This window comes from Mitsuaria sp. TWR114 (genome assembly GCF_007997345.1).
This window is the reverse complement of sequence record NZ_VOSR01000927.1, coordinates 1-13842: the sequence shown is the minus strand read 5'-3', so window position 1 is coordinate 13842 and position 13842 is coordinate 1. Positions and strand designations below refer to the sequence as shown.

Below are 13842 nucleotides of genomic sequence, written 5' to 3'. Positions count from 1 at the left end.
CCCCGCCGGTGCCGGTGCCGACGCCGCCGCAGGCGACGCCGGATCCGCGCTCGATGTTCATGGGCTTTGTCTACAACTTCCGCGCGCTGCCGGAGGAGAAGATGTCGCCGCGTCGCGCCGACGGCCGGCTGGGTCACTTCACCGAGACCTTCACCGACCTGAGCGACGACCTCAAGGCCAACCCGCGCGTGCACTACATCAACCGCTGGCGCCTGGAGAAGAAGGACCCGGCGGCCGCGCTGTCCGAGCCGGTGGAGCCGATCACCTACTGGATGGACAAGAACATCCCGCCGAAGTACCGCGCGGCGGTCGAGGCCGGCATCCTGGAATGGAACAAGGCCTTCGAGAAGATCGGCTTCAAGGACGCGGTCGTGGCCAAGCAGCAGCCCGATGACGCGGACTGGGACAACATGGACGCCTCGCATGCGTCGATCCGCTGGTTCGTCGGCTCGGACGTGGGCTTCGCCATCGGGCCGAGCCATGTCGATCCGCGCACCGGCGAGATCCTGGACGCCGACATCGGCATGAGCGACGTCTTCGCCCGTGGCGGCCGGGCCTTCATCAGCGAGGACGCGCCGCGCGGCCTGGCCGGTGCGCCGGTGTCGACGCTGGCCGAGGAAGCGCAGGCGCTGGCCGCGCTGAACCACGGCTGGCGCGAAGGCCGCAACGCGACCTACTGCACCTACGCGCACGACGCCGCGGCCGAGATGGACTTCGCGCTGGACGTGCTGGAAGCGCGCGGCGACATCGCGCCCGACAGCCCCGAGGCCGACGCCTTCATCCAGGCGCGGATCAAGGACGTGATCATGCATGAGGTGGGTCACACGCTCGGCCTGAAGCACAACTTCAAGGCCTCGACGCAGGTGACGCAGGCGCAGCTCAAGGACAAGGCCTGGACCGATGCGCACGGGCTGTCGGCCTCGGTCATGGACTACAACGCCTACAACATCCCGCTGCAGGGCGAGGCGCCCACCACGTACAACAACACGACGCTGGGCGCCTACGACTACTGGGCGATCGAGTACGCCTACAAGCAGGTGCCCAAGGAGCAGGAGGAGAGCGAGCTCAAGCGCATCGCCTCGCAGAACACGCAGCCTGGCCACGCCTACGCGGACGACACCGATGCCGGCGGCTTCGGCCCGTTCGACGGCATGGATCCGACGATCAACCGCTTCGACCTCGGCGACGACCCGATGGCCTACTTCCGCAAGCGGCTGAAGCTGACGCAGGAGCTGTGGGCCCGGGTGCAGAACCGCACGCCGGAGGCGACCGATGATCCGCTGCGCCAGCGCCGTCAGCTGGCCAACGGCTTCAGCCAGCTGGCGCGCGCGTCGGACCTGGTGGGCAAGTACGTGGGCGGCATGTACACGCACCGCGACGTGCCGGGGGCTTCGGTCGCGGCGATGCGTCCGGTCGATCCGGCCAAGCAGCGCGAGGCGCTGCGCTTCCTGGCGCAGGGCATCTTCAGCGCCGACAGCTTCCGCTTCAAGCCGGAGTTCCTGACCTCGATCACGACGGACTACGTCGAGTTCAACCGGGCGGGCTTCGTCAACATCCCGGCGGCGGTGGCGCGCGTGCAGCTGGGTTCGCTGGACCGCCTGCTGCAGGCGCAGACGGCGATCCGCCTGATGGAGCTGCCGGCCTACGTGCCGGTGTCGCAGCGCAAGGGGCTGATCTCGATCGGCGAGGTCTACGGCACGTTGCAGTCCTCGATCTGGAGCGAGCTCAAGACCGGCGGCGACATCGACCCGCTGCGCCGCAACCTGCAGCGCGAGTACCTGCGCCGCATCCAGGCCAACCTGACGAAGAGCGGCGCGGCCTCGGGCCAGTTCGCCGATGCCTACGCGGTGCTGCGCCTGCACGCGGTGCAGCTGCAGAGCGAGCTGCGCGCGGCGCAGGGCAAGGGCTCGCTGGAGACCCGCGCCCACCTGGCCGAGAGCCTGGACTTCCTCAGCACGGTGCTGAAGGCGACGATGGTGCGCACCTGAGCGCCGGCGCGGTCTATCGACCGCGCCTGTCCATCAGCGCGGAGGCCGGCGAAAGCCGGCCTTTTTCATTCTTCCTCACCGGCAGGTGGGCGATTCAATCTCGTAGCCCAGCGACAGGTAGAGATGCGTTCGCAATCGGCCTTGCTCGGTTTCCATGAGATGCACGCCCTCGGCGCTCGTGCACAAGCTGGCAGCGCGCGTGGCGCCGCGGCTGTCGGTCAGCTCGAACCGTCCCGCGCGCGATTGCGGGCGGATGTCCGAGCCGACTGCGGCCATCCCGATGAAGGGCATGTCGGCCCATGCCGAGGGGACCTTGGCCTTGTAGACGCGGGGCGCGGTCGCGAAAAGCTCGTCCGAAGCGAGCACCTCGGCCGAATCGACCGCCACGAGCTCCGCTGCGCGCAAGCGGTGGCAGCAGCGTGGACGTTGATCCGCACCGGGGTACTCCAATGCGACGGTCGCGCCCGGAGCGATCGGTGAGGCCGCGACCAGCAGCGCCTCGCCAGATCCGTCCAGCTTGACGATCGCGAAGTCCGCCCCCGCGGTCGCGGCACATGCCGATGCGCTCAGGGAGAGGGCGAGGGTGAGGGCGAGCGCGGAGATGTCAGCGGTCATCGACATCGAGGGGCTCGGTTTGGTCGGCCCTGGCCGTGAAGCCCGGTCAATGATCCCCGACCGGATACCGCCGCTCCGCCGCGACGATGTCCCAGACCGCGATGAACATCGCCGCGATCAGCGGGCCGATGACGAAGCCGTTGATGCCGAACACCGCCATGCCGCCCAGCGTCGACAGCAGCACGACGTAGTCCGGCATCTTCGTGTCCTTGCCCACCAGCAGCGGCCGCAGCAGGTTGTCCACCAGGCCGATCACGATGGTGCCGAACAGCAGCAGGCCGACCCCCGACGCGATGTGGCCGGTCGCCAGCAGGTAGATCGCCACCGGCGCCCACACCAGCGCCGCCCCCACCGCCGGCAGCAGCGACAGGAAGGCCATCAGCACCGCCCAGAGCACCGGCGCGTGGATGCCCAGCGCCCAGAACGCGAAACCGCCCAGCGCGCCCTGCAGCGCCGCGACCGCGATGTTGCCCTTGACCGTCGCGCGGATCACCGTCCGGAACTTCTCGCCGAGCTGGCGCTTGTAGGAGTCCTGCAGCGGCAGCGCGTCGCGGATGCGCGCCGACAGCTGCTCGCCGTCGCGCAGCAGGAAATAGAGCAGGTAGAGCATCACGAAGAAGCTCACCAGGAAGTCGAAGGTGTCCTGGCCGAAACCCAGCGCCTTGGTCGCCATGAACTGGCTGCCCTGGTTCAGCGCGCTGCCCAGCTTCTCCTGCAGGTTGGCCAGGTCGTGCAGCCCCAGCCGTTCCAGCACGTCCAGCAGCCACGACGGCAGCGCCGCGTAGATCTGCGCCACGTAGGTGTTGAAGTTGAACTGGCCCGACTTGACCATCTCGAAGACCACCGCCGCCTCGCGCACCAGCGCGCCCATCACGTAGGTCAGCGGCAGCACCACCAGCAGCAGGATCACCAGGATGGTCAGCCCCGAGGACAGCCCCGGCCGGCGCGTCTTGCGCAGCAACCTGCGATAGAGCGGCTGGAACACGATGGCCAGCGCCACCCCCCACAGCAGCGCGCTCAGCATCGGCCACAGGATCCAGCCGAACGCCACCGTCACCAGCGCCAGCAGGCACAGGAAGGATCGGTTCTGCAGCGCGGGCACCAGCTTGCCAGGACCACTCATCGTGTCGTCGCTCCTCGCGTGAATTGAGGTCAATCGGGACTGTCGGTCGATCGGGATCCGCTCCGGACCCCGGGATCGGCGGCGGGTCGAACCGTTGTCGATCGCTCGCCAGGGCGCGCGTCGCCGCGCGCGGCGCAGGATCGCCGGTTTACTTCAGCGCGTCCAGCAGCTTTTCGTGGATGCTCCCGAAGCCGCCGTTGCTCATGCACAGCACATGGTCGCCGGGCCGCGCCGCGCGCCGGACCATCGCCACCAGTTCCTCGACGTCCGCGCCCACCAGGCCCTGCTCGCCCAGCGGCGCCAGCGCCTCGCGCGCGTCCCAGCTCAGGCCGTCCTGGTTGCAGAAGCTCAGGTCCGCTTCCTCCAGCGCCCAGGGCAGCTGCGCCTTCATCGTGCCCAGCTTCATCGTGTTGGAGCGCGGCTCGAAGACCGCCAGGATGCGCTCCTGCGGTGCGATGCGCCGGCGCAGGCCGTCAATGGTGGTGTGGATCGCCGTCGGATGGTGCGCGAAGTCGTCGTAGACCTTCACCCCGCCGGCTTCGCCGCGCAGCTCCAGCCGGCGCCGCACGTTCCTGAAACCGCCCAGCGCCTCGGCGGCCCGCTCGGGATCGACGCCGACATGCTCCGCCGCGGCGATCGCCGCCAGGGCGTTGAGCTGGTTGTGCTCGCCCAGCAGCTCCCAGGTGACGTGGCCCACCTTCAGGCTGCTGCGCAGCACGTCGAAGGACTGCGGCTCGCCGCGGGCGCGCAGCGCGCCGGGTTCCTCCTTGCGCGCGCCGAAGCGCTGGACCTCGCTCCAGCAGCCGCGCGACAGCACCCGCTGCAGCGCGTCCTCGCGCGCGTTCACCACCAGCCGGCCCGACGGCGGCACCGTGCGCACCAGGTGGTGGAACTGGGTCTCGATGGCGGCCAGGTCCGGGAAGATGTCCGCGTGGTCGTGCTCGAGGTTGTTCAGGATCGCCGTGCGCGGCCGGTAGTGGACGAACTTGCTGCGCTTGTCGAAGAAGGCGGTGTCGTATTCGTCGGCCTCGATGACGAAGTATTTCCCGCCCCCCAGGCGAGCTGACACGCCGAAATTCTGCGGCACGCCGCCGATCAGGAAGCCGGGCGCCAGGCCCGCGGATTCCAGGATCCAGGCCAGCATCGAGGTCGTGGACGTCTTGCCGTGCGTCCCGGCCACCGCCATCACATGCTTGCCTTGCAGCACGTGCTCGGCCAGCCACTGCGGACCGCTGGTGTAGGGCAGCCCGGCATCGAGGATGGCCTCCATCAGCGGGAAGCGCCCCTCGGAGGAGCGCGTCACCACGTTGCCGATGACGAACAGGTCCGGCTTGAGCGCCAGTTGCTCCGCGCCGAAGCCCTGGATCAGCTCGATGCCCAAGGCTTCCAGCTGCGTCGACATCGGCGGATAGACATTGGCGTCGCAGCCGGTCACCGTATGGCCCGCCTCGCGCGCGAGCGCCGCCAGGCCGCCCATGAAGGTGCCGCAGATGCCCAGGATGTGGATATGCATGTCTGTCTCTCAGCTGCTGTACCAACCGGTAAGCAAGCGTAATGCCTGTCGCGGATTGAAAAGAGTGCGACAAACCGGGCCCGGGAATTGCCACGCCGGCCTCACCGGGGCATCGCCGCCCTTCAACGCAGTGAGCGGCGGGCGGCCTCCAGCGTCGCATCGATGTCCGCGTCGGTGTGCGCGGCGGACACGAAACCGGCTTCGTACAGCGCCGGCGCCAGATACACGCCGGCGTCCAGCATCGCGTGGAAGAAGCGGTTGAAGCGCTCCTTGTCCGTCGTCATCACGGTCGTGTAGTTCTGCGGCAGCTCCCCGAGCAGGAAGAAGCCGAACATGCCGCCTTCGCTGTCGGCGCTGAAGGGCACGCCGTTCTCGGCCGCCACCGCCTTCAGGCCGTCCACCAGCCGGCGCGTGCGCGTCGACAGGGCCTCGAAGAAACCGGGCTTCTTGATCTCGCGGAGCGTCGCCAGGCCGCAGGCCGTGGCCACCGGGTTGCCCGACAGCGTGCCCGCCTGGTACACGCCGCCCAGCGGGGCCAGGTGTCGCATGATCTCGCGGCTCGCGCCGAAGGCCGCCAGCGGCATGCCGCCGCCGATCACCTTGCCGAACACGCTGATGTCGGGCACGAAGCCGGGGATCAGGTCGGCATAGACGCCCTGCGCGCTGCGCAGCCCGACGCGGAAGCCGGTCATCACCTCGTCCAGCACCAGCAGGGCGCCGTGCTGGCGGCACAGCTCGCGCATCCGGGTCATGAAGGGCACGCTGGCGCGCACGAAATTCATGTTGCCGGCGATCGGCTCGACGATCACGCAGGCCAGCTCCGCGCCGTGCAGCGCGAACGCTTCCTCGAGTTGCGCGACGTTGTTGTATTCCAGCACGATGGTGTGCTGCGCCGTGGCCTCGGGCACGCCGGCCGAGGTCGGATGGCCGAAGGTCGCCAGGCCGGAGCCCGCCTTCACCAGCAGCGCGTCGGTGTGGCCGTGGTAGCAACCCTCGAACTTGATGAACTTGCTGCGCTGCGTCGCGCCGCGCGCCAGTCGGATGGCGCTCATCGTTGCCTCGGTGCCCGAGCTCACCAGCCGGATCTGCTCGCAGCTGGGCACCAGCGCCAGGATCTCCTCGGCCAGCTCGACCTCGCGCTCGGTCGGCGCGCCGAAGGAGAAGCCCTCCAGCACGGCCTTCTGGACCGCCTCGACGACCGCTGGATGGCCATGGCCCAGGATCATCGGGCCCCAGGAGCCGATGTAGTCGATGTAACGCCTGCCATCGGCGTCCACGATGTGGGCGCCTTTGCCGCGGGTGATGAAGCGCGGCGTGCCGCCGACCGCGCGGAAGGCGCGCACCGGCGAGTTCACCCCGCCGGGAATGACGCGCTGGGCGCGGGCGAACAGGGTCTCGTTCTGGCTCATATCGGAATTCCGGTACTGCTGAGGCGCATCAATGCAGGAAAAGACGGAGGGCGCCGCGCGGGCGCCCTCGGGGGACTCAATGGATCCGGCGGGGGCCGCGGCTGGGCGGCTCGTCGATCGTCATCTCGTCGGTGGCGGGCACGGTCTCGGCGCCTTCCTCGCCCTCCTCGCCGGGTGGCAGCGCCCAGAAGAAGCGGTCGGGCACCACGTTGCCCATGCCGGGGCGGAAGCCCGCCTCCAGCGACTGGTCGAGGAAGGCGAGCGCCTCGCCCACCGCGTCGTGCGGCTCCGAGCCGACCGACAGCAGGGCGGCCAGCGCGGCCGACAGCGTGTCTCCGGCGCCGACGAAGCTGGCCTCGAAACGCTCGAATTTCTCGCCGGTGATCGCGCCCTGGGAATTCGCCAGGACGTTGTCGATGTACTGGTTGGGCAGCTGGATGCCGGTCACCAGCACATGCGCGGCGCCGTGCTGCTGCGCCGCGACCGCCAGCTCGCGCGGCGAGGCCGGGCGGTCCGCGTCCCAGTCCGGCAACAGGCAGTCGATCAGCGTCTTCTGGTTGCCCACCAGCACCAGCGTCTGCGGCAGCACCAGCTCGCGGAACGCGTCCAGGTAGCTCTGCTGCTGCTCCTCGTCGAGCCAGGAGATGCTCGGCAGATAGGCCACCAGGGGCACGTCGGGGTAGTCGGAGAGGACCTCGGCGACCGAGGAGACGCCCTCGGCGCTGCCCAGGAAGCCGACCTTCCAGGCGGCGACCGGCACGTCCTCGAGGATCGAGCGGGCCTGCTCGACGATGCAGTCGCCGTCCAGCGTCTGGTGGTCGAAGACCTCGGCCGTGTCGCGCATCACGATGGCGGTCACCACCGGCAGCGCATGCGCGCCCATGGCGGCGATCGTCGCCACGTCGCCGGCGCTGCCGCCCGCGCCGCTGGGGTCCGACGCATTGAAGCTCATCACGCAGGCCGGCGGCGGCGAGTCCTGGTCATCGATCGCGGCGGCGTCCTGGGGGTCTGGTTGGTGCGGGTCTGGGCGGCTCATGGATGGTTGGCGCGAAGCCGTGAACTGATGCGCATAACGTGAAGAAGGACCGCTATCGACTGTTGTTTCATCGGTACTTCCGCCCCCCGGGTCAGCCCGGGGGCGTGGCTACAATCTTTCGATCATTGTAGTGATGCAAAGTCAACCCATCGTGAGCGAAGCAAGGACCTGGATGTGCCTGATCTGCGGCTGGATCTACGACGAGGCCGCGGGCGACCCTGAGCACGGCATCGCCGCCGGCACGCGCTGGGAGGATGTCGACATGAACTGGACCTGTCCCGAATGCGGTGCCCGCAAGGAGGACTTCGAAATGGTCCAGATCTGACCCGCGCATCGCCCTTCGATGAAGCCATCCGGTCGCGCCTGTCGCGCGCCTGAAATTTCCCTGACAACCATCGTCTGAACAATACGGAGAAGAGCTTGGATTCCAGCGCAAGCCCCCGCACGGCGACCAAGGTGCTGGTCATCGACGACAGCAACACGATCCGCCGCAGCGCCGAGATCTTCCTGAAACAGGGCGGGCACGAAGTCGTGCTGGCCGAGGACGGCTTCGATGCGCTGGCCAAGCTGAGCGATTACCAGCCCGACCTCGTGTTCTGCGACATCCTGATGCCGCGCCTGGATGGCTACCAGACCTGCGCCATCATCAAGCGCAATCCGCAGTTCGCGTCGGTGCCGGTGATCATGCTGTCGTCCAAGGACGGCCTGTTCGACAAGGCGCGAGGCCGCATGGTGGGCTCGCAGGACTACCTGACGAAGCCCTTCACGAAGGACCAGCTGCTGCAGGCGGTGCAACAGCACTGCCGGGCGGGCTGACCGGCCGGACGGCGCCCCCGCATTCCACGACCCATTCCACCGACATCCAACGACGCTCACCCCAGGCTCGACCGACGCACTGCCCGACGCGAATCGACGCGAGCCGAGAGAGAGGGAGATCCCATGCCCATCCACAAGATCCTGCTGGTCGACGATTCGAAGACCGAACTGCACGCGCTGAGCGACCTGCTGACCAAGCGCGGCTTCACCGTCCGCACCGCCGAGAACGGCGAGGAGGCGATGAAGCGCCTGGCCGAGGAAAAGCCCGACCTGATCCTCATGGACGTGGTGATGCCCGGCCAGAACGGTTTCCAGCTGACCCGCGCCATCACCCGCGACGAGCGCTACGCCGACGTGCCGGTGATCATGTGCACCAGCAAGAACCAGGAGACCGACAAGGTCTGGGGCATGCGCCAGGGCGCGCGTGACTACGTCGTCAAGCCGGTCAAGGCGGACGAGCTGCTGGCCAAGATCAAGGCGCTGGGCTGACACCATGGCCAACAAGCAAGCGCTGCGCGAACTTCAACAACGGCTGGCGCAGCGCATGCAGGCGGCGCGCGAGGCGCCCCAGGCCGCGAACTGGCTGGCGGTCGAGTGCGCCGGCCTGGGCCTGCTGCTTCCGCTCAAGCAATCCGGCGAAATTTTCACGCCAGTCCCACTTCAGGCGGTGCCGTACACGCAGCCTTGGATGCTGGGTGTGGCCAACTTGCGCGGCGGGCTGCACACGGTGGTGGACCTGGCGGCCTTCCTGGGTCTGCGCGGTCCGATCCCGATGACGTCGGCCCACCGGCTGGTGTCGATCAATCCCGACCTGGGCATCAACTGCGCGCTGCTGGTGGACCAGCTGCTGGGGCTGCGCGGCGACGAACAACTGCAGGCCGAGCCCGATGCGCCCGGCCATCCCGATTTCGCTCCTGCCCGCATGCGCGACGGGCAGGGCCGGCGCTGGCAAGTGCTGGACCTGGATGCGCTGACGCAGCATCCGCAATTCCTGCGCATTGTTTTGAACTGATAGCCAGACGACGGTCCCGTCACAGGCGCCGATTCGACGAACGAGATCAAACGAGGGTGAGATGAGCTTCCTGGACAAGATCAAGAACAAGGGCAAGAACGAGGGCAACGACGACTTCGACGACGGTCCGCGGACCGACGCGTCGGGCTCGTCGGCGCCGGAGGACACGACGGACTTCCAGCCTTCGATCATCACCGCGGCGCAGCCCACGCCGGAGTTCCAGGACACGTCCGCGGGCTACCAGCCCTCGGCGTCCGCCCCGGAAAGCCCGACCCCGATGCCGGAGGTCCTGAAGCAGCCCGAGCAGCGCCGCACCGGCCTGCTGACGGCGCTGACGGCCGCGGGCGTGCTCTTCACCGCCGGCACCGTCTCGATGGCGCTGATCAACGGCAACCGCTCGGCGGCGCAGGTGCGCGGCGCCGGTCAGGCCGCGACGCAGTCGCAGCGTCTGGCCAAGGCGGTCTCGACCGCGCTGCTGGGCAACAAGAACGCCTTCCCTGAAATGAAGGAAGCGGCCGACATCCTGACCAGCGTGACCACCTCGCTGCGCGACGGCAGCGGCGAACTGGCCAAGGCGCCGGGTTCGGTCGATGCGCTGCTCGAGAAGATCAGCCCGATGGTGGCGCGCGCCGACAAGAACACCAAGGTGATGCTGGCCCAGGAAAAGGTGCTGACGCAGGTGGGCGCCGCGCTGCGCGCGATCAACCGCCAGTCGTCTGACCTGCTGGAAAGCGCCGAGGCGGTGGCCTCGCTGTCGCTGCAGAGCTCGGCCCCGACCGGTGAAGTCGCCGCGGTCGGCCAGCTGGTGATGCTGACGCAGCGGATCGGCAAGTCCGCCAACGAATTCCTGACGCAGGAAGGCGTGAGCCCCGAGGCCGTGTTCCTGCTGGGCAAGGACCTGAACGCGTTCCGCGAGATCGCCCAGGCGCTGCTCAACGGCAACCCCGAACTGCGCCTGAACGGCGCCAAGGACCCGCAGGTGCGTGAGCGCCTGAAGGTGCTGCTGACCCAGTACGACCAGACCCGCTCGCAGGCGACGGCCATCCTGTCCAACCTGCAGGGCCTGGTGTCCGCGCGGGAAGCGCAGACGGCCATCCTCAATGACTCGGAAGTGCTGCGCAAAGACCTGGACGACCTGGGCCAGGGCCTGGAGTCCGCCGGCGGCATGAACCCGCTGCTGCTGCTGGCCATGGCGGCCTCGCTGGCGATGCTGGTGATCGGCGCGGTCGGTTTCCTGCGGCTGTACGTGTCCGACCAGGCGCGCCGAGCGCAGATGGCGGAAGAACAGCGCCGCGAGGCCGAGGCGCAGGAGCAGGAAGCCAAGCGCGTCAACGACGCCAACCAGGCCGCCATTCTGCGACTGATGAACGAACTGCAGACCGTCGCTGAAGGCGACCTGACGCACCAGGCGACGGTGACGGAGGACATCACGGGCGCGATCGCCGACTCGGTGAACTACACCGTGGAAGAACTGCGCTCGCTGGTGCACCAGGTGCAGACGACGGCGGTCCGGGTGACGGACACGACGGCGCAGGTCGACCAGACCTCGACCGAGCTGCTGGCCGCGTCGACCGAACAGCTGCACGAGATCCGCGCCACCGGCGAGGCGGTGCTGCAGATGGCGCACCGGATCAACGACGTGTCCGCGCAGGCGCAACAGACCGCCGACGTGGCCCGCCAGTCCCGGGAAGCCGCCGAGCAGGGTCTGCAGGCGATGCAGAACAACATCGGCGGTATGAACCAGATCCGCGACCAGATCCAGGAAACCTCCAAGCGCATCAAGCGGCTGGGCGAGTCCTCGCAGGAAATCGGCGAGATCACCGAGCTGATCTCGGACATTACCGAACAGACCAACGTGCTGGCGCTGAACGCGGCCATCCAGGCGGCGTCCGCCGGTGAAGCCGGTCGCGGCTTCTCGGTGGTGGCGGAAGAAGTGCAGCGGCTGGCGGAACGCTCCGCCGACGCGACGCGCCGGATCGCGGCGCTGGTCAAGACCATTCAGACCGACACCCACGACGCCGTGGCCGCCATGGAGCGCTCCACGCTGGGGGTGGTCGAGGGCACGAAGCTGTCCGACGCGGCCGGCCGCGCGCTGGAAGACATCGACTCGGTGTCGCGTCGCCTGGACGAACTGATCGGCCAGATCTCGACGGTCGCGCAGAACGAAGCGCGCGCCGCCAACGAGGTCGGCGCCAACATCCAGCACATCTTCGCGGTGACCGAGCAGACCTCCGACGGTACGCGTTCGACCGCCCAGATGGTGCATGAGCTGTCGCGGTCGGCCGAGGCGCTGAAGCAGTCGGTGGCCCGGTTCAAGGTGACCTGACCGGCATCGGCCGACTGCCCCGCCCGGTAGAACAGGGATAGAGACCCGCACCGCGTCGACATAAAAGAGAGAACAAGAGCGAGCATGGACCTTACGCGCGAATCCGAGTTCCCCGCCGACCTGAGCCCCTTGGCCTGGGTCCAGGAGGAACTGCGCCGCACGCTGGAATCGGTGCACAAGGCCCTTCGCCGCGTGCTGCGCGATGCCGATGCGCGAGCGACGACCCTGGGCGGCGACGGCCAGCCCAGCCCGGCGCTGCAAGGCGCGGCCCAGCAGATGCACCAGGCCGCCGGCGTGCTGGCGGTGGTCAGCCTGCCGGCCGCCGCGCACCTGCTGCGCGCCGCCGAGGCGACGCTGTTCCGCCTGGCGGAGAACCCCGCCGGCGTGACCATCGCCGAGATCGAGGCGGTCGAGCGCGCGGACTTCGCGGTGCTCGCCTTCATCGCCAAGACGCTGGCCGGCGGTCAGCCGAGCTCGCTGGCGCTGTTCCCCGCCTACCAGACGCTGCAGGAACTCAACGGCGCGGGCCGCATCCACCCGGCCGACCTGTGGACCGAGGAATTCCGCTGGCGCGAACTGCCGCTGGACCGCAACGTCCGCGCGCTGAGCGCCGAGCAGATGCGCGCGCCCTTCGAGGCGCTGCTGCTCAAGCAGATGCGCGCCCCGGCGCCGGGCCAGGGCCAGCTGCTGAGCGACCTGTGCGCCGGCCTGGCGCTGACGCAGACGCAGCCGAACGCGCGCACGCTCTGGATGCTGGCCGCGGGCCAGTTCGAGGCCCAGTCGCGCGGGCTGCTGCCGGTGGACACGCTGGTCAAGCGCCTGGGCTCGCGCCTGCTGGCGCAGCTGCGCGCCGGCAGCGATGCCGCGCCGTCCGAGCGTCTGGCCAAGGACCTGCTGTTCTTCTGCGCCGCCGCCAAGCATGCCGAGCCGGGCAGCGCCCCGCGCCTGACCGCGGTCCAGCAGGCCTACGGCCTGATCGAGGCCGACCAGGTCGACTACCGCGACGACACGCTGGGCCGCATCGATCCGAACTGGGTCGCCGCCGCCAAGCGCCGCGTCGCCGCCGCGAAGGAATCCTGGGCCTCCGCCGCCGAGGGTGAGACCCATCGCCTGGGCGGCCTGGACGAGCAGTTCGCCCATGTCGCCGAATCGCTGCAGAAGCTGTTCCCCAGCGGCGAGGTGCTCGGCGACACGCTGCGCCGCGCCGTCGTCACGACGCTGCGTTCGGGCCGCGCGCCCGAGCCGGCGCTGGCGATGGAGATCGCCACGTCCATGCTCTACCTGGAAGCGGCCCTCGAGGACGAGGCCTTCGACCAGCCCGAGCAGGCCGAACGCGTCAAGAGCCTGGCCCGCCGCATCGAGTCGGTCGGCCACGGCGAAGCGCCGCTGGCGCTCGAGAGCTGGATGGAGGAGCTGTACCGCCGCGTCGCCGACCGGCAGACGCTCGGCTCCGTCGTCCATGAACTGCGCGCCAGCCTCTCCGAGGTCGAGCGCCAGTGCGACGAATACTTCCGCGACCCGTCCAAGCGCGACCTGCTGATCCCGGTGCCGGGCCAGCTGCAGGCGATGCGCGGCGTGTTCAGCGTGCTGGGCCTGTCGCAGGCCGCGCAGGCCACGCTGAAGATGCGCGACCAGGTCGACGAACTGGCCAACACCGAGGTCGATCCCTCGCTGCCCGGACCGCGCGCGCAATTCGACCGGCTCGCCCACAACCTGGGCGCGCTGGGCTTCCTGATCGACATGCTGAGCGTCCAGCCGCAGCTGGCCAAGCGCATGTTCCGCTTCGAGGACGACACCGGGCTGCTGCAGTCGCTGGTCGGCCGCGAGAGCGAGCAGCGCGCCCACGCGCAGGAACTGGCCGCCGCCGAAGCCGCGGCCCAGCCGCAGTTGATCGACCAGCTCCAGGCGACCGCCCAGGCGGTCGCGCAGGGCGATCGTTCGACCGAGGACCTGGCGCGCGACCTGGAACGCATCTCCCACGAAGCCCGCGCCGCCGACGACCTC

11 protein-coding genes and 1 pseudogene are annotated in these 13842 nt (G+C 69.1%); 7 read left to right on the top strand and 5 right to left on the bottom strand.

The window, feature by feature from the left end; translation table 11 throughout:
* On the top strand, positions 1 to 1988 hold a 1988-nt coding region (locus tag FUT87_RS25940; RefSeq protein ID WP_147242846.1), incomplete at its 5' end, for a zinc-dependent metalloprotease.
* Between the two features lie 75 nt (positions 1989 to 2063).
* Here FUT87_RS25940 and FUT87_RS25935 read toward each other — a convergent pair.
* The 5 genes from FUT87_RS25935 to FUT87_RS25915 all read right to left on the bottom strand — a co-directional run bounded on the left by FUT87_RS25935 (position 2064) and on the right by FUT87_RS25915 (position 7684).
* Positions 2064 to 2603 (bottom strand): hypothetical protein, encoded by a 540-nt coding sequence (locus FUT87_RS25935; RefSeq protein WP_147240639.1) that lies wholly within the window; start codon positions 2601 to 2603, stop codon positions 2064 to 2066.
* A gap of 46 nt (positions 2604 to 2649) precedes the next feature.
* Positions 2650 to 3726, bottom strand: a complete 1077-nt coding sequence (locus FUT87_RS25930) for an AI-2E family transporter (protein ID WP_147240640.1) — start codon at positions 3724 to 3726, stop codon at positions 2650 to 2652.
* Between the two features lie 148 nt (positions 3727 to 3874).
* Positions 3875 to 5239, bottom strand: coding sequence for a UDP-N-acetylmuramate:L-alanyl-gamma-D-glutamyl-meso-diaminopimelate ligase (mpl, locus tag FUT87_RS25925; protein ID WP_147240641.1), 1365 nt, complete (start codon positions 5237 to 5239; stop codon positions 3875 to 3877).
* Between the two features lie 122 nt (positions 5240 to 5361).
* Positions 5362 to 6648, bottom strand: coding sequence for a glutamate-1-semialdehyde 2,1-aminomutase (gene hemL / locus FUT87_RS25920; protein WP_147240642.1), 1287 nt, complete (start codon positions 6646 to 6648; stop codon positions 5362 to 5364).
* A 76-nt stretch (positions 6649 to 6724) separates the two neighbouring features.
* A complete protein-coding gene (locus tag FUT87_RS25915; protein ID WP_404932646.1) occupies positions 6725 to 7684 on the bottom strand; it encodes a hydroxymethylpyrimidine/phosphomethylpyrimidine kinase in 960 nt (319 codons plus the stop codon).
* A 133-nt stretch (positions 7685 to 7817) separates the two neighbouring features.
* On the opposite strand from FUT87_RS25915, the gene FUT87_RS25910 reads away from it, so the two are divergent.
* The 6 genes and pseudogenes from FUT87_RS25910 to FUT87_RS25885 form a co-directional block, all read left to right on the top strand.
* Positions 7818 to 8009 (top strand): rubredoxin, encoded by a 192-nt coding sequence (locus tag FUT87_RS25910; RefSeq protein ID WP_084452486.1) that lies wholly within the window; start codon positions 7818 to 7820, stop codon positions 8007 to 8009.
* A gap of 95 nt (positions 8010 to 8104) precedes the next feature.
* Positions 8105 to 8500, top strand: a complete 396-nt coding sequence (locus tag FUT87_RS25905) for a PleD family two-component system response regulator (RefSeq protein ID WP_091726969.1) — start codon at positions 8105 to 8107, stop codon at positions 8498 to 8500.
* Between the two features lie 123 nt (positions 8501 to 8623).
* Entirely contained in the window at positions 8624 to 8989 is a 366-nt protein-coding gene (locus FUT87_RS25900; protein ID WP_088406380.1) for a response regulator transcription factor, read from the top strand.
* A 4-nt stretch (positions 8990 to 8993) separates the two neighbouring features.
* Positions 8994 to 9512 carry a chemotaxis protein CheW gene (locus FUT87_RS25895; protein ID WP_091726964.1) on the top strand — a complete coding sequence of 173 codons (519 nt, stop codon included), beginning with the start codon at positions 8994 to 8996 and terminating at the stop codon, positions 9510 to 9512.
* Between the two features lie 61 nt (positions 9513 to 9573).
* Positions 9574 to 11838 carry a methyl-accepting chemotaxis protein gene (locus FUT87_RS25890; protein WP_091726960.1) on the top strand — a complete coding sequence of 755 codons (2265 nt, stop codon included), beginning with the start codon at positions 9574 to 9576 and terminating at the stop codon, positions 11836 to 11838.
* A gap of 84 nt (positions 11839 to 11922) precedes the next feature.
* Positions 11923 to 13842 (top strand): annotated as a pseudogene (locus tag FUT87_RS25885) (hybrid sensor histidine kinase/response regulator); the annotation flags it as partial.

Bases quoted from the DNA above. Each gene is read 5' to 3' on its own strand.
- FUT87_RS25935 (WP_147240639.1), bottom strand. From the start codon at position 2,603: ATGACCGCTGACATCTCCGCGCTCGCCCTCACCCTCGCCCTCTCCCTG.
- FUT87_RS25930 (WP_147240640.1), bottom strand. From the start codon at position 3,726: ATGAGTGGTCCTGGCAAGCTGGTGCCCGCGCTGCAGAACCGATCCTTC.
- mpl (WP_147240641.1), bottom strand. From the start codon at position 5,239: ATGCATATCCACATCCTGGGCATCTGCGGCACCTTCATGGGCGGCCTG.
- hemL (WP_147240642.1), bottom strand. From the start codon at position 6,648: ATGAGCCAGAACGAGACCCTGTTCGCCCGCGCCCAGCGCGTCATTCCC.
- FUT87_RS25915 (WP_404932646.1), bottom strand. From the start codon at position 7,684: ATGAGCCGCCCAGACCCGCACCAACCAGACCCCCAGGACGCCGCCGCG.
- FUT87_RS25910 (WP_084452486.1), top strand. From the start codon at position 7,818: ATGCAAAGTCAACCCATCGTGAGCGAAGCAAGGACCTGGATGTGCCTG.
- FUT87_RS25900 (WP_088406380.1), top strand. From the start codon at position 8,624: ATGCCCATCCACAAGATCCTGCTGGTCGACGATTCGAAGACCGAACTG.
- FUT87_RS25895 (WP_091726964.1), top strand. From the start codon at position 8,994: ATGGCCAACAAGCAAGCGCTGCGCGAACTTCAACAACGGCTGGCGCAG.
- FUT87_RS25890 (WP_091726960.1), top strand. From the start codon at position 9,574: ATGAGCTTCCTGGACAAGATCAAGAACAAGGGCAAGAACGAGGGCAAC.